Below are 22,370 nucleotides of genomic sequence, written 5' to 3'. Positions count from 1 at the left end.
CGATCTTGTTGTCGTCATGGGGACGACAACGGCGGTGGCACGGAAGGAACCCCATGCAGACGGCGTCCGCCGACGAGGCCCACGACGAGTTCTTTCCCGTCGTCCCGGCGCCGGAGGACGGCAGCCGCTGGCTGGCGCCCACCGACCTGGAGCAGTACCTGTACCGGATGAGCCGCACCGACAACGCGTACGGCTACCTGCGCACCCTCGCCGTCGAGGGCGTGTACTACCCCGTGCGGCTCGACGAGGCCCAGGAGGCGGGCGAGGACGAGCACCCCATGCTCACCGTCCCGCTGCCCGACGGGCGCACCGCGGCGCAGGTGTACACCTCGGGTCTGCTGCCGCGGCCGCATCCGCACCTGGTCTACGAGTACGCGTCCCTCGGCGCCCTCGCGGGGATCCTGCCCGACGGCGTGGACATCCTCGCGGTCAACGCCGCCACGCCCTGCGAGGAGTACTTCTCCACCACCGACGACGAACGCGAGACCTGGCTCGACCTGCACCACGAGCTGTTCGAGCCGGACGGGCTGGGTGACCGCGTGGTCACCCGCCGGACGGGCGCCCCGCCGGCGGGCCCGCTGCTGCACGGCCTGGCCTGCGGCGCCCACCTGTGCTTCCAGAACGGCGACGCCTGGAACACCCCGCACTGGCACGGCATGGGCTACCGCGGCGAGGTCGAGCGGATCGCCGACGCCTGGGGCGTCCACGGGCGCGACGACTGGCTCACGATGCAGGAGCGGCTGCTCACCCGCGACGTGAGCCCCTGGTACTGGGACTTCGTCCTCGGAGCCCGTGCCGCGCTCGCCGGTGTCCGCGGCGGCCGCGTGGATCCGCGGGAGTGGCGCGACCTCGTCCGGTCGGAGCTGCGGGAGCGGGCCCGGGAGAGCGGCGACGCCGTCGACGACCCGGAGTTCACCGGGTTCGTGGAGCACCTGTGCGCGCTGGTGGGCGAAGTCCTGCGGTACGAGGCGCGGTTCCGCGCCGACGGGCTCCTGCCGCCGGACGGCTTCGTCCGTACGGTCGCCGCCTGGGACATCGGCCGTGGCTCCAAGATGGCCCGCTGGGGCCGGGGCGCCCGGTACGCCACGGAGGCCGAGATGCTCGCCGCCCTCGAGCGCGCGTCCGGGGCCGCGCGGGAGGCGTACGGCTCGTGGGAGGAGTTCTCCGCGGGCTATGTGCTCGGACGGTGCCTGCACTTCGACGAGGAGCATTTCGGCACCTGGTACACCGACGTCCTCGACGCCCACCACGCCCTGGCCGTCGACCCCGAGAGCCCGTGGCGCACGGTGCCGTTCGCCGCCGCGTGAAGCGGCTTTCCCGGCGCCGTGCCGGTCGTCACGCCCGTAGTGGCGTGACGACCGAGGCGTCGGACCGTGGCCGGGGCCGTCACATGTCCGGCCCCACCGACGGCAGGTAGCGCGGCGCCCGCCAGGCGTCCAGCCGGTGCTCCACGGCGGCCCCCAGCGTCAGCAGCCGGGCGTCCTGGTGGTCACCGCCGATGAGGAGCAGACCCACGGGAAGCTCGCCGACGAATCCGGCGGGGACGGACAGCGACGGGTAGCCGGCCACGGCCGCGGGGGTGGACGAGGGGATCACGTCGTTGTCGCCCCGCGCGCAGTCGGTCGTCCAGGCGGGCGGGTTGGCCGGCGAGGCGATGGCGTCCAGGTGGTGGGCGGCCATGGTCTCGTCGATGGAACGCCGGGACAGGTCCTTCAGCTCGGCACGCATCGCGCGGTACTCCGGGCTCGTGGTGGGCGGCGCGGCCAGGGCCTGCTCGAAGAGCTCCTGGCCGGCGAAGCAGGTCCGCTCCGCCGGGTGGGCGCGGTTGAACTCGATGAGTGCGGCGAGGTCACGGGGCCCCTCGCGGGTGGCGAGATAGGCGTCGATCTCCCGGTGGAACTCGCTCAGCAGCGCCGGGAACTCGAGTGCGGCGAGTCGTTCCTGGTGCGGTGGCGTCACCTCGACGACCTCGGCTCCGGCGGCGCGCAGCTTCTCCGCCGTACGGGTCATCACGGCGTCCACCCGCGGCCCGAGCGAGGGCAGGCGCCACAGGCCGATCCGCCGGCCGCGCAGGCCGTCGGCGTTCGCCGGCCGGTCCGTGGGGCCGACGGAGCCGCCGGGGCCCGTTGCCCGGCCGCCACTGAGGACCGCGAGGGTGAGCGCGGCGTCGGTCACGTTGCGCGCCATGGGCCCCGCGGTGTCCTGCTCGGCGGAGATCGGCACCACGCCGGCCTGGCTGACGAGTCCGAGACTCGGCTTGTGCCCGACCACTCCGTTCATACCGGCCGGGCACACGATCGAGCCGTCCGTCTCGGTGCCGATCGCCACCTGCGACAGCGACGCGGCGAGCGCGGCGGCCGAGCCGGAGGAGGAGCCGCACGGATTGCGGTCCAGTACGTACGGGTTGTTGGTCTGCCCGCCCACCGCCGACCAGCCCGATGTCGGCTTGGCCGCGCGGAAGTTCGCCCACTCGGACAGGTTGGTCTTGCCCAGGATCACCGCTCCCGCGTCCCGCAGCCGGGTCACCAGGGCGGCGTCGGCGCCCGGCGGGCGTCCGGCCAGCGCCAGCGACCCGGCGGTGGTCGGCATGTCGCGAGTGTTGACGTTGTCCTTCAGCAGTACGGGGATGCCGTCGAGCGGGCCACGGGTCTCGCCGCGCCGATGCCGGGCATCGCTGGCGGCCGCCTGGCGCAGGGCGGTCGGGTCCGTGCGCAGGACCGCGTGGATCCTGGGGTTGACGGCCTCGATGCGCTGCAGGTAGGCGGTGGTCAGCGCCGACGAGGTCAACGAACCGTCCGCCATGCGACGCTGCAGCTCCGGGATCGTCACCCTGTCGAGATCGACTCCCAGCGTCCGCAGCGATCCGGCCGGCGGCGGACCGCCGGTGCCGGGCACGTCGGCTTGCGCGCTCGGGCCCGGCGCGCCGGTCGCCAGGGACGCCGCCACGAGGGCGACGGTCATTGCGGCAGTACTCCTCTTCCCCATGGGGAGCAGCGCACTACATGCGCGCCTCGGGCGCAAGGGTGCCGCAACGGCCACTCGTGCCCCGGGCCATGGGGCCCCGACCCGTCAAGTCCCCGCCCGCGAAGGCCCGTTTGCTAGCGTCACCCCGACAAGATCACACAGTGGGGGCGGCACATCATGTACGGGCACCGGCACCGGCACGGTCGTAAACTCCGGCACGCGATACGAACGGCGTCGATCGGACCACGGCGGCGGGCCGCCGCGCTCGGCGCGCTCCTCGCGCTGGTCACCCTGCCGGCGACGGCATGCTCCTCCTCGGACTCCGCACCCCGCTCGAAGTCCCCGGCACCGTCGGCGACCGCCACGCGCGTCACGCCCGCCACGCCTGCCGCACCGGCCGCCCCACGGACCCCCGAGGCCCACGAGCCGACCCCCGACCTGACCCCCGAGAAGGAAGCGAAGGTCTACACCCCGGCGGACTTCTGCAAGAACAAGGACAAGCTGCTCGAACCGGCGAAGCGGATCGTCCTCAGCATCGCCAACGCGGGCGAGAAGAACGGCACGATGCGCACGATGGGTGCCGCCGAACCGAAGCTCAACTGTGGCCCCGGGGTCGACAACGACGGCTACTTCGACACGGATGTGCCGCTCGGCCCCTACTACGTCGCCGACAACGTCACGGTGCGTCTGCTGACGTACGACGGCGCGACACAGCGCATGGAACTGCGGTCGGCCGGCATCACCACGCTCGCGGACGTCGTCAAGTCCTGCGCGGCGGGAGCGACCCCCGCCAAGCCGTACACGTGCGGCGGCAACCTCTTCTACGCCACGCTGGACGAGAAGACCGGAGTCGTCACCCACCTCACCGGGATCTTCCAGTCGTGAGCCGGGGGCGCGGCGGCGCCGGCGGTTTTCGTCAGCCGCTGACCACGTCCCGTACCGCCGCGAGGAACGCGTCCGTGTGCGGGTGCGTGGGATGGGCGGGGCGGGCGAGGTAGACCGTGGCGGCGGGGGCGTCGGCGACCGGGACGAAGCGGACGCCGGGGTGGCCGTGGCTCTCCGCCGTACCCGCCGCGCCGACGCCGAAGGCGCCGCCCGTGGCGATGAGATTCAGCCACTCGTCCACGTTGCGCACGTCGACCGTCCGGGCGGGGCGCCGAGCCGGGGGCCACAGGTCCACCGAGGCGGTGCCCGTGTCCGGCCACAGGGCGAGCGGCAGGTCCGGGCCGGCGGTGAGGTCGGCGAGGCGCACGCGGTCGCGGTCCGCGAGCGGGTGGTCGTCGGGCAGGGCGGCGACGCGGTCCTCTGTGTAGAGGGCCTCGGTACGGATGCGTGGGTCGTCGGGCACGGTACGGAGCACCGCCACATCGGTGTCGCCGGTGGCGAGGCCCGCGGTGCGGTTGTCCTGGCGGACCACCTCGAGCGGCGCGTGCGGGTGCGCGCGGCGCCAGGAGCGCAGCAGCGGCACGGTCTGCTGCCCGAGGACCGCGCAGGTGTAACCGAGGCGGAGGGGGCGGGAGACGGCCCGGGTGTCGGCGAGCGCCGCGTCGAGGTGGGCGAGGATGGCCTGCCCGTGCCCGAGGAGGGTCGTCCCGGCCGGCGTGAGGGCGAGATGCCGGGAGGACCGGTCGACCAGCCGTACCCCGACGCGCGTCTCGAGCTGGGCAAGCGTGCGGGAGAGGGCGGGTTGCGTCATGTGCAGCCGGGCCGCCGCGGCGGTGACGGTGCCCGCCTCGGCTATCGCGGCCAGGGCCTTGAGGTGACGCAGTTCCACATCCATGCGCGCCAAGCATAGTCACTGCCCGGACGGCATTTCCGGGGACGGAGCGCGATCCGTAGCGTCTGTTCTGCCCGGGCGGTTCCCCCGGGTTTCCTTCCCAGGTATTGGACGTGTGTTGTGAGGATTCTTCTGGTCGGCGCGGGCGGCACGCTGGGCGGCGCGGTGAACAGGGCGCTCGTGGAGCGGGGTCACGAGGTGATCGGGGTGGGCCGCTCGGGCGGCGATCTGGTCTGCGACGTCACCGACCCGGAGGCGGTCGCGCGGATGTACGGGCAGGCCGGCCCGCTGGACGCGGTGGCGGTCGCCGCGGGCGACGCCGTGTTCAGGCCGCTGGCGGAACTGTCAGCGGACGACTTCGCGGCGACGTTCCGCGGCAAGGCCCTGAGCCAGCTGGAGCTCGTCCGCCAGGGCGCCCGTCACGTGGCCGAGACCGGCTCGTTCACCCTGGTCAGCGGCATCCTGACGGAGGAGCCGATCGTCGCCGGCTCGGCCGCGTCGGCGGCGAACGGCGCGGTCGAGGCGTTCGTACGGGCCGCCGCGATCGAGCTCCCGCCGCGGCGGATCAACGCGGTGAGCCCGACGGTGGCCGAGGAGTCCCTGCCCGCCTACGGGCCGTTCTTCGCCGGCATGGAGCCGGTTCCGGCGTCCCGCGTGGCCACGGCGTACGTCCGCTCGATCGAGGGCGCGCAGACGGGGCAGGTGTACCGGGTGCGGTAGGGCGAGCCACCGCCCGCCCCGGAGTCGGGACCACCACGCCGAACAGGCCGCCGCTTCGGGGGGAAGCGGCGGCCTCACGGCCACTCGTCGTCGTGCGAAGGCTTCCGATGTCATGGTTCGGGGAACGGCTCTGGGCATCGGGGATCCGGTGAGCGGCGTCGTGCTGGGCGTGATGGGAGGGGCCTGTGGTGTCGGAGGCGTCAGAAGATCGGCTGCTGGTCGTGTCGGACGAGGTGCGGCAGGCACTGGACCGTGGCCGACCGGTGGTCGCCCTGGAGTCGACGATCATCGCCCACGGCCTGCCCCGGCCCCGGAATCTGCGGGTGGCGGAGGAGCTGGAGGGCCTCGTACGGGCCGGCGGCGCCGTTCCCGCGACCATCGCGGTGCTGGACGGGCGCCCCCACGTCGGCCTGGACGCGGCGCGGTTGGCGCGCGTGGCCGGCGAGGACGGCTTCCGCAAGCTGGGGCACCGGGACCTGGCCCCGGCGGTGGCGGCGAAAGCGAGCGGGGCGACGACGGTGTCCGCCACCGCCCTCCTCGCCGCGCGGGCCGGTATCCGCGTCTTCGCGACGGGCGGCCTGGGCGGCGTCCACCGTCAGTGGGAACAGTGCCAGGACGAGTCGGCGGACCTGCACCTGCTGGCGAAGGTGCGGATCGCGGTGGTCTGCGCGGGGGTGAAGTCGGTCCTGGACGTACCCGCGACCCTGCAGCGTCTGGAGACGCTCGGCATCGGCGTGCTGGGCTTCCGGACCACGGAGTTCCCCGGCTTCTATCTCAGCGGTTCCGGCGAGCCGGTCGACTGGACGGCCGGGACGGCGGCGGAGGTGGCCGGCGTCCTGCGCGCCCAGGACGCGCTCGACGGTCCGCCCTCGGCTCTGATCGTCGCGAACCCCGTGCCCCCGGCGCAGCAACTGGACCCGGTGCTGCACGACCGGGTGCTGGCCCAGGCGCTGGAGGCGTGTGCGCGGGACGGCGTGACGGGCCAGGCGGTCACGCCCTTCCTCCTGGACTACCTCGTCCGGCACACCGACGGCGCTTCCCTGGAGGCCAACGTGGCCGCGGTGCGGGGCAACGTACGGCTGGCGGCCGAGATCGCCGTGGCGTACGCCTCATGACCGGCGCCGGCGGTACGGCGCTGCTCGTCGTCGGCGACGTGGTCACCGACGTCCTCGCCCGTCACCGCACCCCGCTCGCCCCCGCGACCGACACGGCGGCCCGGATCGTCACCCTCCCGGGCGGCGCCGGCGCCAACGTGGCCTGCTGGGCCGCGTACTCAGGCGTCCAGGACGTACGCCTCCTGGCCCGGGTCGGCGTGGACGCGGCGGACCGGCACGACCGCGCCCTGCGCGCGGCCGGCGTCCGGCCCCACCTGGTGACCGACCCCGACGCCCCCACGGGCACGGTCATCTGCCTGGTCGGCGCGGACGGCGAACGGACGTTCCTCACCGACAGCGGAGCGGTGCTGCGCCTGTCGGCCGCCGACTGCAGTGACGACCTCCTCACCGGCGTCGGCCATCTACACGTCTCCGGCTACCTCTTCTTCGCCGACGCGAGCCGCACGGCCGCCCGGCTGGCGATGGAGGCTGCCCGCGCCCGTTCCGTGCCGGTGAGCGTCGACCCGGCCTCCGCCGGCTTCATCGCCCGTTACGGGGTGGACCGTTTCCTCACGGCCCTGGCGGGGGCGGACGTCCTGCTGCCCAACCACGACGAAGCCGCGCTCCTGACCGGTCTGCCGGACCCGGCGGACGCCGCGGCCAAGCTCAGCCGCCACTTCCCGCTGGTGGTCTGCACACAGGGCCCGCGAGGGGCTCTGGTCGCCGCGTCCGGCGCGGTCACCGCCAGGGTTCCGGCCGAGCCCGCCACCGCCGTGGACACCACCGGCGCGGGCGACGCCTTCACCGGGGCCTTCCTCGCGGCCCGCCTGGCAGGACACGACCCGGCCGCGGCCGCGCGCCACGGCTGCCGCGCCGGCGCCCGAGCCGTCACCCTCATCGGCGCCCGCCCCCACATCCCCGCCTAGGCGCGCCGGATCCGTTCCGCCAACTCCTCCAAGGAGAGCCGAACATGAGCCAAGACCACTCCGCCCCTTTCGTCAGCTACCCCACGGCGATCCTCGACGCGCTCTCGCGCGACCCCGGCCGGCCCGTGCTGACCGCCGCCGACGGGCGGCGGGTCACGGCGGGCGAGCTGCGCGACAGCACGTACCGGATGGCCAGGGAACTGGCCGGACGGGGAGCCGGCCGCGGCGCGACCGTCGCCCTGCTCACCGGCAACACCCCCGAAGCCCTCGTCGGACGCTACGCGGCCCACGTCGCCGGCGCCCGCGTGGTCCACCTCTACGAGGGGATGGCCCCTGCGGTGCTCGCGCGCATCGTGCGGACCGTCGAGACCACGATGCTGCTCGTCGACTCCACCCGGCACGCGGCCGCGAAGGAGCTGCTGTCCCTGGTCGAGCCTCCCGTCGTACTGGGCCTGGGGCCCGGCCCGTTCGGCGAGGACGCCCTGGCGGTCTCCTCCCGGCACGAGGCGCTCTCGTTCACGTCCGGGGTCCGCCCCGAGGACGACCTGTCCATCGCGTTCACCGGCGGCACCACGGGTATCCCCAAGGGGATCCGTACGACCCATGGCCCCTACAGCCGGGGCCTGGACCACCCGCTCCCCGACGCGGGCGACCCGCCCCGCTACCTCGCCTGCACACCGCTCGCCCGGCTCTCCGGCCCCCTCACCGACAAGACCCTGTGCCAGGGCGGCTCCGCCGTCCTGAGGCACGGCTTCGACCCCGGCGACGTCCTCGCGACGATCGAACAGGAACGGATCACCCACATGTGGCTCCTGCCGCCTCTGCTCCACCGGCTGCTCGACCACCCCGCGCTGGCCGGCACCGACTTGTCGAGCCTCACCCGGATCACCTACGGCGGCTCCCCCGCCTCCGCCACCCGCCTGCGCCAGGCCGTCGACGTCTTCGGCCCGATCCTCTACGGCTGGTACGGCCAGACGGAGGTCCCCGCCATCGCCGAAGCACGCCCGCACGAGCACACGGTGACCGGGCGCGGAGGCCGGGTCACCACCGGCCGCCCACTGCCCTGGGTCGAGGTCGCCATCCGCGACGTCGGCGGCCGGACCCTGCCGCCCGGCGCGGAAGGCGAGATCCAGGTGCGCTCCCCCGGCGTCATGCCCGGCTACTGGAAGCGCCCCGACCTCACCGCCGAGGTCCTGCGGGACGGATGGCTGCGCACCGGGGACATCGGCTACCTCGACGACGACGGCTACCTCTTCGTCGTCGACCGCCTCAAGGACCTGATCATCGTGGTGGGCGGCCACGTCCACCCCACCGAGCTCGAGGAGCTTCTCCTCTCCCACCCCGCCGTCGCCCGGTGCGCGGTCTTCGGCACCCGGGACGCCGACGCCGGCGAGCACGTCCACGCCGCCGTCGTCCCCCGGGACGGCCACGCCCCCGGCCTCGAGCAGATCCGCTCCTTCGTCACCACCCACAAGGGCCCCATGTACGCACCCGAGGCCCTCCACCTCCTGCCCGACATCCCTCTCACCTCGGCGGGCAAGCCCGACAAGGAACTGCTGCGCAGGACACTGGGCGGCTGACGCGGACGGCGGGGCGGACTCGATGCGGCGCCGGGCGACGGGGCGGGGAAAGGCGGTTCACGAAGTGCAGCTGCCACGGACGTAGCTGAATCCGTCGAGGAACAGCATGTCCCCGACGACAGGGTCCGCCCTCACCTCCCACGTCGAGGCGACGGGAGCCTTGAGACCGGTGGAATGGAATTCCATGACGTGCCCCGAGGCGACGACATAACCGGAAAGGCTGCCGATCCGCGCGTTCTGCATGGCGAACCTGCCGTCCCTGGTGAAGGCGTAGGTCCAGTGCCCTTCGGGGGCGTCATTACGCCCGCCGCACCAGACTCCCACCACCTGTGGGGGCACCGAGGGGTCCGCGGCGCTGCCGGAGCCCGACGAACCACGAGAACCCGACGCACCGGAAAATCCCGGGACGCCACCGGAAACCGTTGCGGCCACGGAGCCGGACGTGCCGACAGAGCCCGAGGTGCCGTCGGGAGCTGATGTGCCGACAGAACCCTTGGCGGCTGAGGAACGTGACACGTCCGCGGAACCGCTCGCTTTCGAGTCTCCGGATCCACAGGCGCTCGAACCCATCAGCAGGAGCAGGCCCACTATCGAACTGGAGACGAATCGGGCACAGGATGTCTGAGAACGCATGCGATTCCCCCGGACAGCAGCGTCGATTGCCGCACCATCGCCGAAGGGGCGCCCGCAAGCCGCCGTCTCTGAACGTGATCGCGCGGTAATTCACGATTATACCAATGGAGTTGGCGTGATCGCAGCCGAAAAGGCGCCTCATTGTCGGGGCCGGGCGACCGACCCCGCGTCCGGCCGGAAGCACCCGCGCTCGCCGACGGCACGGGCCTCGACGCCGCCCCGGCGGATGCGGGGGTGGTGGTGCACTGCGCGACCGATTCCCGCAACGACGTGGCGGCGACCCGGCGCCTGGCGGAGGCCGCCCGTACCCGGGCCGGGCAGCGGTGAGGACGTCCGTACCGCCCTGGTGACCGACGCACCCCGGGGTCCGGGAGCGACGAGTGGAACATCGAGGCTGTTCGGGGGAACCTGTAAGCATGCGGTGGCCCCTCCGCTCACCTCCTCGGCCGGGAACGGGCGTCCTCAGCCGGCGCCTCTTCACAGCGGCAGAGTGCATACCGTTCGTGATCGCCTTGCTGGTGGTGGGCATCGAGCTCTCGCCCGCGCACTTTCTGTACACGGGCCCGCTCCTCACGGCGACGCCCGCGCTGGCCGCGGTGACGATGGGCCCCAAGGGCACCCTGTCGGCGGCGGCCGTCGCCCTGCTGGTCAGCGTCATCACCGCGACCCACAACCACGCCTGGGGCGGCCAGCAGGTCTATACCAACCTGATAGCGCTCTTTCTGGTCTCCGTCGCCAGCGTCACGACCAGCAGCGCCGTGCAGTCGCGCCGGTCCAGCGAGCTCGAGCAGATCCGCCGGATCGCCGCCGCCGCGCAGGACGTCATCCTGCGGCCCGTACCCCGGCGCCTGGGGCCGGTCCAGGCCGCCAGCATGTACCTCGCGGCCGAGACGGGCGCGCAGATCGGGGGCGATCTGTACGAGGCCGTGCAGACCCGGTACGGAGTCCGCATGATCGTGGGGGACGTCCGGGGCAACGGACTGCCCGCCGTGCGCTCGGCCGCCGCCGTGCTGGGCGCGTTCCGGGAGGCCGTGCACTACGAGGACGACCTCGTGGAAGTGATCCACCACTGCGTGGCCGCGCTGCGACGGGAGTGCGCCGTACCGGGTGCGGTCGATCATGAATCCCTGACGGAAGGATTCGTCACCGCCCTGGTGGCCCAGGTACCGGACGGACCCGTCGTCGAAGTGGTCAACCGGGGGCATCCACCTCCACTGGTGCTGCGCCAGGGCAAGGTCCTGGCCTTGGCGCCCACCTCCGCGATGCCGCCCCTGGGCCTGGAGGACCTCGTCACCGGCCTTCCCGACACGGCCGAGAGATACCCGTTCGCGGCCGGTGACCGTCTGCTGCTGTACACCGACGGCGTGATCGAGGCCCGAGGCCAGGACAACGGCTTCTTCCCGCTGGCCGAGGCCATGGAGAGGGTGAGCGCCCACACCCCGCAGGACTACCTGGAACAACTGCACGAGGAGCTGGTCCGGCACACCCACGGCCACCTGGCGGACGACGTGGCGATGCTTCTCGTCGAGCGGTCGGCTTAGCGGTCGTCGGCTCAGGCGTACGTCAGCACGACCACCACCAGGATCAGTACGATCACGGCCGCAGCGATCAGCACCGCTCGCAGCCCCCACTCCTGCTCCGGAACGGGTGTCCCGTCCGGAAGGGGTGTCGCCCCGAAGGTGTCCACGCCGGTGGCGGCGAGGCGCGCGCACCAGGGGCAGGCGTCCAGGTGGGACCCGTAGCTGTGGAGCGGGCGGGCCGTGCAGGTGCGTACGCTCGGCCGTTCCTGCGTCAGGGCCACCAGCCATTCCCGCGCGGAGGGCCGGGCCGGCGGGTTGGTCACCCCCAGCCCGAAGGCGCGGTGGGCGAGGGCGAGCAGCGCGGGCGGCAGGACGCTCGGGTCGATGACGCCGCGCGGGATGACCACGCGTTCGGGCCGTACGACGTAGGAGCAGCTGGCGGCGATGTTGTCCTTGACCGTGGCCTGCGAGTCGCTGTCGTGGAGCACGCCGCCGAAGGGGTGGTTGCCCGCCGTGAGGATCTGGTAGATCAGCACCGCCAGCGCGAAGTCGTCGCTCGCGCGGGTGGCCGGGCCGCCCGCCTGCCGTTCGGGCGCGGAGTAGTCGGCGGTGTGCATCTCGCAGGGGAAGGCCTCCCCCGACACCGGGTCGGTGAAGGCGATGGAGTCGCAGTCGAGGAAGGTGATGAACCCGTTCCGGTCGACGACGACGTTGTTGCTGGAGAAGTCGCCGATGACGAGGTCCTCGTCGTGCATCCGGGCCGTCATGAAGGCCAGGTTCCAGCTCACCCCGAGCAGGAACTTCCAGTCGGCGCGATCGGGGAACATGCGCAGCCGCTGGGCGCGGGAGAACAGGGCCACGAGCTGTACGTGCTCGGGTTCGCCGAACTTGCGCATGGCGTAGCCGACGAACTCTCCGCCGGGGTCGCGCGCCGGCGCGGTGGGCCAGGCGAGCTCCGGCTGCTGGGTGAAGTCCACGGGCCGGCCGCCCAGCGGCGCCATCGTCAGCATGCGGCACAGCCGTCGTTCCTGCTCGGGCCCGGGCGGCTCGTGGTAGATCTTGACGACGGATCCGGGCTGTCCCTCGACCTCGAACACGGCGGCCTGTCCTCCGCTCTTGAGGGGGTTCTCGGCGAGCACGACGCGCTCGCCGCCGATGAACACGACACGACCGCTCATGCCCGCACCGCCCTCAGCAGCGTCTTGTCGTCGGCGTTGAAGGCCGTCAGCCGGTCGGAGCGGAGCAGTTCGGCCAGCGCCCGGTCGTCCGCGTGCGGATCGGGTCCGGGGCTGTCGAGGGAACGCAGGACGGCCGAGGCGAAGGAGGCGTTGGCGCCGCGCGGCCGTCCGGGCGGCCGGGACAGCGCGGCCTGCGTCAGCCCGTCCGTGGAGAGCAGCACGCCGTCGATCCCGTCGTCGCGGACGCACTCGGTGTGGACCCAGTGCTCGGCGTCGGTCGAGGTGAGGAAGACGGTCTCGTTGCTGTACTCGCTGACGGCGTCCGGCTGAGGCAGCAGATGGAAGTGCCGCTCCCCGCCCTCGGCCCCCGACCGGACCACGACGAAGCCGTCGCCGACGCTGAGATGGCCCAGCCAGGTGGGAGCGAGCACCACCACGGTGAGGGTGGCCGCGAAGTCGTCCGGGTCTCCCTCCGTACGGCTCACGAACTCCTCCCGTACATCCACGAAGGCGTCCAGCAGCAGCTCGTGCACCTCCTGGGCGGTCTGCGGCCGTGCCTCGGCGCGCTGCCCGAAGTGCGTGGTCGCCAGTTGGACCGCGAATCTGGCGCCCTGTCCGGAGTGGGGGCGGCTGCCGGCGCCGTCCGCGACCGCCAGCACGACCACGGCGGCGTCGGGCGGACCCACCACCGCGGAGTGCCAGGCGTCCTGGCAGGGGATGTTCTCCCGCCGGTGGCGGTACCCCTCGACGCTCATTCCGTGGATCCGCCATCCCGGCCGCGCCGGTCCGTCGTGCCGGTCCAGCCCGTCGTACCAGCCCTGCCTGTCCTGCCTGTCCTGCCTGTCCTGCCTGTCCTGCCTGTCCTGCCTGTCCACGATGCCCGGGCCCCGGTCAGGATTCCCAGGCCGGGCGCTGGGTCTTGAACTGGCTGAATATCTTCTCGAACACCTCGTCCCCGGCGCCCTTCTGCTCGGCGGTGGCACTGGCCGACATCATCTGGAGCAGCTGGCGGAACGGGAAGCCGTTCAGCCGGGCGTTGAACTTCGGGGCGAAGGCCTGCAGCACTTCCTCACCGCGCGGCGTGATACCGCCCACGCCGATCGCGTACAGCCGGAAGTGCCTCGCCTGTTGCTCGGCGGCCAGCACGGGAACCACCCGCTTCCAGTTGTCGGTGGGGTGTCCGGTGCCGTCGGTGGGCAGGCCGTCGGTCACCAGGCAGATCTGGGGGCGGTAGTACTGCAGCCCGGACCGCCTCAGCTCGGTCTTGCGTGCCGAGACGATCCACATGGCCAGCTCCAGGGCCTCGGTCATCAGCGTGACGCCCTCCGCGAAGAGCAGCGGGGGCCGGAAGGCGTGGGCCGGCACGAAGGGGCTGTCCGGTGACTGCGGGGGCAGCTGCCGCGATCCCTGCCAGGTGCTCACCCCCTGCTGCCCGAACGTGACGACGGCGACGTCGACGCTGTGGCTGAGGCTCACGTCGTCGTGCAGCTCCCTCGCCCATTCGCGCAGTGCCTCGTTGAGCGTCTGTATCGGGGGGCCGGACATGGAACTGGAGGTGTCCAGGCAGAGCACCAGGGGCAGGCGCTGGGCGTTGTTCTCGAACTCGATGTCGGCGTATTCGGTCCGCACGGTCCTGTTGCGGGCACGGTTGTGGCGCATGGCTGCTCCGGAACTCCTGACGGGATGGCGGGATGGCGGGACAACGGGCGGTGAAGGGCGCGAGGTGAGGTGTACGTGGTCCGGATGCCGTCGCCTACCGTCCCGCGTCGTGCGGGAAGGCGAGGAGGACGCCGGGTTCGGTCCCCGTTCGTGCGTCGGCCTCGAAGACGTCGACGACCTCGCCGAGGGCGGGGGTCGGCTCACGAGGATCCGCCCAGGTGGCCCGGTACAGGCAGCGCCCGAGCTCCACATAGCCCTGCGGGTGGAGACCCGTGCGGACGGTGGCCGAGCGCGGCGGGCCGGACGGTACGGACACGGGTTTGCGGCGCCGGGCGGCCATGGCGGGGCGGCCCGGGGGATCTCCGGGCGGGGGCGGGGCTTGGGCGGGGCGGGCCGGTGCCGGGCAGTCCGGTGGCGGGCTCCCAGCGCTTGCCGGAGCGGACGATGAGGACGCCGAGGATCGCCAGCAGCGCCAGGAGTCCCCCGCCGGTCACGGTGAGGAGCCACCGTGAGTCGTCCGTGTCGTCGGCCTTCTTCGTGCCACCGGGGCCGCTCGCGGCGGGGGCGCTCACGCCGGGGCCGTCTGCCCTGTCCCCGCCACCGTTCTTGGTGCCGATGGTGATGTCGCTGTCGATCGCTCGGGCGAGTTTCGCCTCGATCAGCTGCCTTCCCTGGACGCCCTCTTTGGACTCCCGGTTCTTCTTGCACAGGGGGTCGCAGGCGCCGAACCGTTCGAGGAGGGTGTGGGTGGTGTCGTCCAGGCGGGTGAGTTCGACGTCCGGGCCCACGAACCGGTCCGTGTCCGCGGTGAGCACGAGGAGCAGTGTCCCTCCGGCGCCCGTGCGGGCCTGTCCGGTCACCCACACGATCAGCTTTCCGCCGCGGTCGCGGGCCTCCTTGAACGTCTTGAGGTCATCGTCGGAAGGCGGCTTCCCGTCCTTCGAGATGCCGCTCGGATCCACGGGCCCCTCGAGTCTGACCATGACGGACTTTCCCGCCTGGAGCGCCTTGGCCCAGCATGTCAGATTGGCATCCGTGCACGACGTGGAGTCGGCGGCGGAAGCGTTCGTACGCGGCACCGCCATCAGCAGCCCCACGAAAAGCATCGCAAGCAGCGACCGGCCCATGGCACCCCCTCAGCCCCGGGCGAAGTGCGGTAATTCTAGGGACCGTTACCGGCCACCGTCAGGGCATGCACAGTTTCCGCGCATACTTATTAAAGTCTGAACACCTGATGGCACCGGGTGAACATCTGGACGGCCGCCTCCACCCATTCGCCGGCGAGCACATGGAAGTCCGAAGCCGCGATCCGGCAGGTCAACGGCAGAACGCATGATCCGGCGAGACAGGGGTGCGGCCCGCGTACGTCCCAGACGGACAGTACGGGGATCAGCCGTTCGACGTTCCAGGCGTTCGCGGCGGCCGCCCCCAGCGCCAACTGGTCCTTCGACAGGAACCGGCCATCGGTCATAAAGGCGACGAGAAGTCTCGCCGTCGCCATGAATCTCACGGTCATCACACGTCCCACCTCTGGAAGGTCGAATTCCAGCGATATGGAGGTGGCGTCCGGGACGGAATGGAAATTGCTGTGCGTCGCCCAGTCGCTCACCAACCAGCGCCAGTGGGCGCCCACTTCCCTCTCGTCCCATCCCGGATTCGCCGTCTCACCGTCCGCCACGACTCACCGCCTCCACGACGCCTCGACGACCATGCCGTCGGTCAGCCCGGCATCGAGCAGGGCCTCGGCATGCGACAACAAACGGGAGGGCACGGAAGCACCGGGCGTACCGGTCGACCCCCGTGCCTCCACCTCGCCGGCACGCTCGCGAATGGTCTCGGCGACCCCGGGCGGCGGCCAGCACTCCTCCGCCACCTCGGCGGACCGGGCCGCGAACTCCTCCAGCAGGGCCTCGGTCGTGGGCCGGGCCCCCGGCGGCTTCGCCATGCACCGTGCGACGAGACTCCGCAGCCCGGCCGGCACCGCGTCCAGGCGCGGCTCCTGGTGCGCGACGCGGTAGAACAGCCCCTCCCCGTGGCCGAAGGGCGCCCGGCCGGTCGCCGCGAACACCAGCACGCCCCCGAGCGAGAAGACATCGCTGGGCGGCCCGACCCGCTCGCCCATCACCTGCTCCGGCGACATGAACGGCGGTGTGCCCATGACCACGCCCGGCAGCGTGAGACCGTTCCGGCCCTCGACCAGCGAGATCCCGAAGTCGATGACCCGGGGGCCGTCCTCCGCCAGCAGGACGTTCGACGGCTTGAGGTCCCGGTGCACCACATGCGCACCGTGGATGGCCTGCAGCGCCTCCACCAGGCCCGCGCCCAGCTGCCACACCTGCTCCTCCGGGAGCGGCCCGTCGGCGCGCACGGCCTCCGTGAGGGAGGGGCCGGGCACGTACACGGTCGCCAGCCACGGCGGATCGGCCTCGGCGTCGGCGTCGACGACGGATGCGGTGAAGGCGCCGCCCACGGCTCGAGCGGCCTCGACCTCGCGTGCGAACCGCTTCCGGAACGTCCGGTCGGCGGCCAGTTCCGGGCGTACCACCTTCACCGCCATCAGCCGCCCGCCCGGCGAACGGGCCAGGTACACCCAGCCCATGCCCCCGGATCCGAGCCGCCCCACGATGCGGTAGCGGCCGACCCATCGGGGATCACCCACCGGTAACTCCACCATCACCACCCCCGTCGTATGGCTTCGTCCCACTCACACGGCGCGCGTGGCTCCGGCCGCACCGCCATGGACACGTGGACGTGCAGAGTGTCCCGCGAATCGCCCCGTCCGGTACCTGCCACGCGCATATCGGCGGACGTCGGTCGCGCGTGACGGGGCGCCACCGGCCGCCGGGGAGAGCGGGTGCCCGGGGAAAATCATGTGCGAACCGGGAATCCGCTTGGCAGGGTGGGCCCATGAACACCCAGCTCGACGACGTCCCCGAGCCGGAGCGAGCAGGCACGGCGACCGACTGGATCACGACGCCGATCGAACCCCGCATCCTGCGTGGCGCCCTCGATGTGGAACGCACCGCGCACGGCCTGCTGCCGCACCGGCTGCCCGCCCGGGCGCGGAAGCAGTTCCCCGACCCGTTCCTCGCCATGATGGAGGCCCAGCCCTCCGGCGTGCGGCTGGCCTTCCGCACCCGGGCCACCGCCCTCGAGCTGGACGTACTCCCCACCAAGAGGCTCTACCAGGGCGCCCCCGCCCCCCTGGACGGCGTGTACGAGCTGCTCGTCGACGGCCGCCCCAGCGGACGGGCCAGCGTGACCGGCGGCAACGTGCGGGTCATCGACCTGACCACCGGGTCCATGGAAACCCGTCCCGGCCCGCCCGGCACCGTACGCTTCACCGGGCTGTCCGCCGACGCGAAGGACGTCGAGATCTGGCTGCCGCACAACGAGACCACCGAGCTGGTCGCCCTGCGCACCGACGCGCCGGTCGAGGCCGTACCGGACTCCGGCCGCAGGGTGTGGCTGCACCACGGCAGCTCCCTCAGTCACGGCTCCAACGCCGACCGTCCGACGGCGACCTGGCCGGCGCTCGCCGCCCTCCGGGGCGGTGTGGAGCTGATCAACCTGGGATTCGGCGGCAACGCCCTGCTCGACCCGTTCACCGCACGCGCCATGCGCGACACCCCCGCGGACCTGATCAGCGTCAAGATCGGCATCAACCTGGTCAACACCGACCTGATGCGCCTGCGCGCCTTCGCCCCGGCCGTGCACGGGTTCCTCGACACCCTCCGCGAGGGGCACCCCACCGCGCCCCTGCTGGTCGTCTCCCCCGTCTTCTGCCCCATCCACGAGGACACCCCGGGCCCCGCCGCAATGGAATTCGACGGCCAGAAGCCGCGGTTCCGGGCCACGGGCGACCCGTCGGACCGCACCCGGCTGACGCTCAACATCATCCGGGACGAGCTCTCGCGCATCACCGGGCTACGAGCGGCCGACGACCCCAACCTGCACTACCTCGACGGTCGTTCGCTGTACGGCGAGCCCGACTTCGCCGAGCTGCCCCTGCCCGACGAGCTCCACCCGGACCCCGCCGGCCACCGCCGCATCGGCGAGCGCTTCGCCGAACTGGCCTTCGGCGACGCCGGCCCGTTCGCCGCCGGAAGCCGCTGAGCAGCGCGACAGCGACCAAGCACGGGGATTCAGCGCGGGCATTCAGCCTGGGCATTCAGCCCGGGGGTTCAGCGAAACGACGTCGGCATGGACGCTTCCGGCGGAGCCGACGGGCCCTTGGGGCCGGTCCGCCAGGCCGTCGCCAGCTCCGCCGGGAAGCGCCGGCCGCTGCGGGTGAGCACCACGCCGGGCGCGAGCTCCACCTCGTCGCCGGGACCGAAGCGCCGGTCCTTGTCCCGGGTCAGCCGCTCCCAGGGGCCCAGGCGGCCACGGCGGTCGGCGGCGCGCATGCGGGTGCCGTACGTGCTGACGTCCCGGACCCGGAGGATACCGTCGGTGGTGGAGACGACCACGTGCTCACGGCTGACGCGCGCCGCCACCTGCGGGGACAGCAGGGCGTACAGGGCGATGCCGCCCTCGGGGTTGCGGCCGACGGCGGTGCGCGAGCCCTCCTCCACGGTGTAGCGGGCCGCGCAGCCGCCGTTCACCATGGCCTTGAGCTGGGCCATGGCCGGGCGGGGCCCGGCGTCGGCCAGAGGCAGGCTGTGCACCTCGCAGGTGGGGACCCCGCCCCGCATGCGGGGCAGCAGCACGCGGCCGCTGCGGGGATCGTAGAGGGAGCAGCGCCGCTCCGGGCAGCGCCAGAACCGTTTGATCACGGCGGAGATCGGCTGCTGTGAGCTCTTGAGCAGCAGACCCTGCTTCTTGAACGCCGCGAGCTCGTCGTTCCGGGAGATCTCCGCCTGTGTACGGACGCCCATGTCCAGCGGGACGAGCCGTACCGAGCCGGACGGTCCCGCCACCGGCTTGAGGAACCGGTCGGTGTTCCCCTGGATCCAGGGGTGTTCGCGGCGGTGGCCGACCAGGAGGTCGCCGGTGACGGTCCGGGTATGTGCGGCGCTGGTCATCTCCATCAGTTCCAGGATGCGCCGGTCGGCGTCGCCGACCTCCTCGACCAGCCCCTCCTCGACCCAGCGCCGGAGCGTCGCCACGTCGCCCGGGTCGGTGAACTCGCGGGCCCCGCCGAGCAGGCTCGCGTCGGCCACGGGGTAGACGGGGACGTCGGGATCGCCGGTGAGGCGCACCAAGGCCTGTACGACGAGCCGGAACCGGTGCAGGGAGCGGACCCCCGGGGCGCCGAGCGACCGGTCGCGTACCACGTTGGACAGGTCGACCAGGTAGTCGGCCAGGTCCGCCGCGCCTGGCAGGTTGTGCTCCATCGGCCCTCCGGCCCTTCGTGCCGCCACGTCGGAGTGCGGGTATGTCGGCGTGTTGACGTGTTGAGGTGTTGACGGGTTCGTGTGGCGGGCGGGCCTGTACGAGGCAGGCGTGCCGGACGTGCCACAGCCCGTCGGTCATCCGGTTTTCGGCCACCGTGGCGCGGTGCCGCCGCTAGCATCGCACCCCTCAGAACGACCGGGGAGGGATTCTCATCGAAATCTCGTGGAAGCAGGGCCACTTGAGGCCACTGCGAACGGAAGACCCGCGAGAGGTGGCGGGTTACCAGCTGCTGGCCAGGATCGGCGAGGGGGGCATGGGGTCGGTGTTCCTCTCCCGTACCCGGGGGAACCAGCCGGTGGCGCTCAAGCTGATCCGAAGAGAGCTCGCGGACGAGGAGGAGTACCGTCTGCGCTTCCAGCAGGAGGCCCGCGCCGCACGGCAGGTGCGCGGCTATCACGTCGTGCCCGTCGTCGACCACGACACCACCGGCGCCAGACCCTGGCTCGCCGGCACCTACATTCCCGGGCTGCCGCTGAACACCGCGCTCGACGACTTCGGCCCGCTGCCCGCCCCTGCCGTCCTCCACCTCGTCGGTTGTGTGGCGGAGGCGCTGCGCGCGGTCCACGCGGCCGGGATCATCCACCGCGACCTGAAGCCGAGCAACATCCTGCTCGGGTCGGAGGGACCGTGGGTGATCGACTTCGGCATCGCCCGAGCCGCCGACTCCACCCAGCTCACCCGCAGCGGCGGTGTCGTCGGCACCCCGCAGTACATGTCCCCCGAGCAGGTCGCCGGGCTCCCCCTCACGCCGGCCGCCGACCTGTTCTCGCTGGGGCTGGTGGCGGCCGTCGCCGCCACCGGTCACCACCCGTTCGGCGAAGGGCAGGCGACCACGCTGGCCCACCGGATCGGCAACACCGTCTCCCACCCGCCCGACCTGAGCCGCTACCCCCGTGAACTGCGCCCGCTCCTGGACCGCTGTCTCGACGGCGACCCCGAACAGCGGCCGGGGCCCGAGGAGCTGGCGGCGATGTGCGAGGAGGCGTGCGGCCGCAGGCTCCGCGACTTCGACGGCTGGCTACCCGCCCCGATCGCCGCCGAGACGACCCGCAGGGAACAGGCGGTCGGGGCGCTCCCCGACGCGCCGCTCACGCCGGAAGGCGAGCCCTCACAGACCGGGTCCGCGCAGACCGGCTACGGGCATACCGGCTACGGGCACTCCGGCCACGGGGCGGCGGCGGGACCGGACGCCTTCGGGCCCGACGGCCCGACCCAGCCGCCGTACACCGGCGGCTTCCCCGGCCAGAACTCCGGGAACGCCGCAGCACACCCCCCGACCGGCACCGGGCCGGGCCACCCCGCCGACGCTTCGCCCGCACCGACGTCACGCCGCCGCCGTCTCCCACTGCTCGCCGCGGCCACCCTGACCGCCGTCGCCTGCGTGAGCGCGGTCGTGCACTGGTGGCCGGACGGCCACGACGCGCCGTCCTCGTCGCACAAGACCGTGACGGGCGCGGCCGCGTCGGCCTCACCGCCCGCCCAGACCCCGCCCGCCCAGAGGTCGTCCCCGACCCCCTCGCCGGGCGCCGCCGTCCTCGCGAGCCCCGCAGCGGGCGCGGCCGCGGACACCGGAGGCACCCCGGGCGCACTCGTCTTCTCGGGCAGACAGCTGACGCTCCGGCCGCCGAGCAACGGTTCCCTCTTCGCCGACCTCGACACGCCGCAGAGCAGCACCGACAACACCAAGTCGACGAGCGCGGAACTGCGGTACGAGGCCGTGGACGGGGGCTCCGACCTCTTCCAGAGGGTGCACTTCAACACGACGACGGGCGTGAGCAGCGGCACCACGTACCAGCAGTGTCTGGCCGGCGCGCAGACCAATGTCCTGCCGGCGGACGTCAACAAGAAGGACCTGGTCGACCACACCACGCTCCACAAGGGCATGGTGCTCTGCACCATCACCACGGAGCACAACCTGGCGATGATCGAGATCAAGGACGTCGTCGGCCAGAACGAGCTGCCCTCGTTCGACACGCTGCTCACCCTCTGGAGGTACTCCGGCTGAGCGGGCACGCGCGAGGGGCGCGGCTCCCTTGCGGGTGCCGCGCCCCTCGGGCGATGCGATGCGCTACGTGCTGCTATCAGTATGCGGAGTTGACGTTGTCCATGGAGCCGTACTTGTCGGCCGCGTAGTTGCAGGACGCGGTGATGTTGGCGACCGGGTTATAGATGTCCCAGGACGTGCCCTCGACGTGATACGCCTTGAAGGTGGGGTCGATGATCTGCAGCAGACCCTTCGACGGCACACCGTTCACCGCATTGACATCCCAGTCATTGATCGCACGGGGGTTACCCGTCGACTCACGCATGATGTTGCGCTTGATGCCGTCATAGGAGGCCGGGATGCCCTTGGCACGCAGGATGTCCAGCGACTCGTTGATCCAGCCGTCCAGGTTGTCCGCGTAGGCCTTCTTCACCGGAGCGGGCTTGGCGGCCGGCTTGGCCGGAGCCGGCTTCGCGGCGGGCTTGGCGGCGGGCTTCATCGGCTTACGGGCCTCGGAACGGCTCGCACGCTCACGGTCGGCCTTCGCCTTCGCGGCGGCATCGGCCTTCGCCTTCGCCTCGGCCTTCACCGCGGCAGCGGCCTTGACCTGCGCCTGACCGGCAGCAGCGTCCGCGGCCTTCGCCAGGTCCGCGTCCTGCGTCACACCGAACTCCTGAGCACTCAGCGACACCGGCTTCACACCGACCGAGTGAGCATCCGCAGCCTGAGCCTGCGGCACCAGGGCGAACGTCAGAGCGGCGGCACCAGCAGCGGTCACCAGACCGGCAGCGGAGAACTTATGAGCCTTGGACAGAGCGGAATAACCGGAGACGGTGGAGCGCATAACGAGCTGAACCCTTCCAATCGCTTACGTCGCAATGGCCGTCAATGGCGCAAAAAGAGCGCCGTTTCTCGGTCGACGGCGCCGTGCGACTCAG

At 72.3% G+C, this 22,370-nt stretch carries 21 protein-coding genes; 10 read left to right on the top strand and 11 right to left on the bottom strand.

Features of this window, described 5'->3' with window-relative positions; genetic code table 11:
- Positions 1 to 53: 53 nt before the first annotated feature.
- A complete protein-coding gene (locus J1792_RS16440; RefSeq protein WP_086566249.1) occupies positions 54 to 1,307 on the top strand; it encodes a DUF1266 domain-containing protein in 1,254 nt (417 codons plus the stop codon).
- Positions 1,308 to 1,386: 79 nt separating this feature from the next.
- Here the strand turns inward: J1792_RS16440 and J1792_RS16435 are convergent, their stop codons facing one another.
- Positions 1,387 to 2,985 (bottom strand): amidase, encoded by a 1,599-nt coding sequence (locus J1792_RS16435; protein WP_086566248.1) that lies wholly within the window; start codon positions 2,983 to 2,985, stop codon positions 1,387 to 1,389.
- Between the two features lie 156 nt (positions 2,986 to 3,141).
- On the opposite strand from J1792_RS16435, the gene J1792_RS16430 reads away from it, so the two are divergent.
- Complete coding sequence (locus tag J1792_RS16430) at positions 3,142 to 3,849, top strand: hypothetical protein (protein WP_207247574.1); 708 nt, start codon at positions 3,142 to 3,144, stop codon at positions 3,847 to 3,849.
- Positions 3,850 to 3,880: 31 nt separating this feature from the next.
- Here J1792_RS16430 and J1792_RS16425 read toward each other — a convergent pair whose 3' ends face one another.
- Positions 3,881 to 4,744: a LysR family transcriptional regulator gene (locus J1792_RS16425; protein ID WP_207247573.1), complete on the bottom strand. Its 864-nt coding sequence runs from the start codon at positions 4,742 to 4,744 to the stop codon at positions 3,881 to 3,883.
- A gap of 117 nt (positions 4,745 to 4,861) precedes the next feature.
- Between J1792_RS16425 and J1792_RS16420 the strand changes: the two genes are divergently transcribed.
- From J1792_RS16420 to J1792_RS16405, 4 genes are all read left to right on the top strand, one after another.
- Complete coding sequence (locus J1792_RS16420; protein WP_086573010.1) at positions 4,862 to 5,461, top strand: short chain dehydrogenase; 600 nt, start codon at positions 4,862 to 4,864, stop codon at positions 5,459 to 5,461.
- 212 nt (positions 5,462 to 5,673) lie between these two features.
- Positions 5,674 to 6,576, top strand: coding sequence for a pseudouridine-5'-phosphate glycosidase (locus J1792_RS16415; RefSeq protein ID WP_086573023.1), 903 nt, complete (start codon positions 5,674 to 5,676; stop codon positions 6,574 to 6,576).
- Entirely contained in the window at positions 6,573 to 7,481 is a 909-nt protein-coding gene (locus J1792_RS16410) for a carbohydrate kinase family protein (RefSeq protein WP_207247572.1), read from the top strand. Before J1792_RS16415 ends, J1792_RS16410 begins: the two co-directional genes overlap by 4 nt.
- A gap of 44 nt (positions 7,482 to 7,525) precedes the next feature.
- The gene (locus J1792_RS16405) at positions 7,526 to 9,061 is read left to right on the top strand and encodes an AMP-binding protein (RefSeq protein WP_207247571.1); all 1,536 of its coding nucleotides are present in this window, start codon (positions 7,526 to 7,528) and stop codon (positions 9,059 to 9,061) included.
- Positions 9,062 to 9,118: 57 nt separating this feature from the next.
- Here the strand turns inward: J1792_RS16405 and J1792_RS16400 are convergent, their stop codons facing one another.
- The gene (locus J1792_RS16400; RefSeq protein ID WP_143587778.1) at positions 9,119 to 9,493 is read right to left on the bottom strand and encodes a hypothetical protein; all 375 of its coding nucleotides are present in this window, start codon (positions 9,491 to 9,493) and stop codon (positions 9,119 to 9,121) included.
- 342 nt (positions 9,494 to 9,835) lie between these two features.
- Between J1792_RS16400 and J1792_RS16395 the strand changes: the two genes are divergently transcribed.
- A complete protein-coding gene (locus J1792_RS16395; protein WP_086573017.1) occupies positions 9,836 to 10,021 on the top strand; it encodes a hypothetical protein in 186 nt (61 codons plus the stop codon).
- 176 nt (positions 10,022 to 10,197) lie between these two features.
- Positions 10,198 to 11,235, top strand: a complete 1,038-nt coding sequence (locus J1792_RS16390; protein WP_307843009.1) for a PP2C family protein-serine/threonine phosphatase — start codon at positions 10,198 to 10,200, stop codon at positions 11,233 to 11,235.
- Between the two features lie 11 nt (positions 11,236 to 11,246).
- Here J1792_RS16390 and J1792_RS16385 read toward each other — a convergent pair whose 3' ends face one another.
- The 6 genes from J1792_RS16385 to J1792_RS16360 form a co-directional block, all read right to left on the bottom strand.
- Positions 11,247 to 12,392, bottom strand: a complete 1,146-nt coding sequence (locus J1792_RS16385; RefSeq protein WP_086573020.1) for a hypothetical protein — start codon at positions 12,390 to 12,392, stop codon at positions 11,247 to 11,249.
- Positions 12,389 to 13,147 (bottom strand): PP2C family serine/threonine-protein phosphatase, encoded by a 759-nt coding sequence (locus J1792_RS16380; protein WP_086573024.1) that lies wholly within the window; start codon positions 13,145 to 13,147, stop codon positions 12,389 to 12,391. Before J1792_RS16380 ends, J1792_RS16385 begins: the two co-directional genes overlap by 4 nt.
- 136 nt (positions 13,148 to 13,283) lie before the next feature.
- The gene (locus tag J1792_RS16375) at positions 13,284 to 14,051 is read right to left on the bottom strand and encodes a vWA domain-containing protein (RefSeq protein ID WP_086573021.1); all 768 of its coding nucleotides are present in this window, start codon (positions 14,049 to 14,051) and stop codon (positions 13,284 to 13,286) included.
- A gap of 200 nt (positions 14,052 to 14,251) precedes the next feature.
- On the bottom strand, positions 14,252 to 15,178 hold the full coding sequence (locus tag J1792_RS16370) for a hypothetical protein (protein ID WP_207247570.1): 927 nt from the start codon (positions 15,176 to 15,178) through the stop codon (positions 14,252 to 14,254).
- 89 nt (positions 15,179 to 15,267) lie between these two features.
- Entirely contained in the window at positions 15,268 to 15,729 is a 462-nt protein-coding gene (locus J1792_RS16365; RefSeq protein ID WP_242645935.1) for a hypothetical protein, read from the bottom strand.
- A 3-nt stretch (positions 15,730 to 15,732) separates the two neighbouring features.
- Positions 15,733 to 16,710, bottom strand: a complete 978-nt coding sequence (locus J1792_RS16360; RefSeq protein WP_307843008.1) for a serine/threonine-protein kinase — start codon at positions 16,708 to 16,710, stop codon at positions 15,733 to 15,735.
- A 248-nt stretch (positions 16,711 to 16,958) separates the two neighbouring features.
- Here J1792_RS16360 and J1792_RS16355 point away from each other — a divergent pair, with 248 nt between their 5' ends.
- Positions 16,959 to 18,167 carry a GDSL-type esterase/lipase family protein gene (locus tag J1792_RS16355; RefSeq protein ID WP_207247569.1) on the top strand — a complete coding sequence of 403 codons (1,209 nt, stop codon included), beginning with the start codon at positions 16,959 to 16,961 and terminating at the stop codon, positions 18,165 to 18,167.
- Positions 18,168 to 18,235: 68 nt separating this feature from the next.
- Here the strand turns inward: J1792_RS16355 and J1792_RS16350 are convergent, their stop codons facing one another.
- The gene (locus J1792_RS16350) at positions 18,236 to 19,387 is read right to left on the bottom strand and encodes an FHA domain-containing protein (protein ID WP_207247568.1); all 1,152 of its coding nucleotides are present in this window, start codon (positions 19,385 to 19,387) and stop codon (positions 18,236 to 18,238) included.
- Positions 19,388 to 19,659: 272 nt separating this feature from the next.
- Here J1792_RS16350 and J1792_RS16345 point away from each other — a divergent pair, with 272 nt between their 5' ends.
- Positions 19,660 to 21,453: a serine/threonine-protein kinase gene (locus tag J1792_RS16345; protein WP_207247567.1), complete on the top strand. Its 1,794-nt coding sequence runs from the start codon at positions 19,660 to 19,662 to the stop codon at positions 21,451 to 21,453.
- A 76-nt stretch (positions 21,454 to 21,529) separates the two neighbouring features.
- On the opposite strand, the gene J1792_RS16340 is transcribed toward J1792_RS16345, so the two are convergent.
- Entirely contained in the window at positions 21,530 to 22,276 is a 747-nt protein-coding gene (locus J1792_RS16340; RefSeq protein ID WP_207247566.1) for a transglycosylase SLT domain-containing protein, read from the bottom strand.
- Positions 22,277 to 22,370: the final 94 nt, after the last annotated feature.

Source organism: Streptomyces triculaminicus (assembly GCF_017349075.1).
In the GTDB taxonomy this organism is placed as follows: Bacteria; Actinomycetota; Actinomycetes; order Streptomycetales; family Streptomycetaceae; genus Streptomyces; species Streptomyces triculaminicus.
This window is presented reverse-complemented; position numbering and strand designations above follow the sequence as displayed.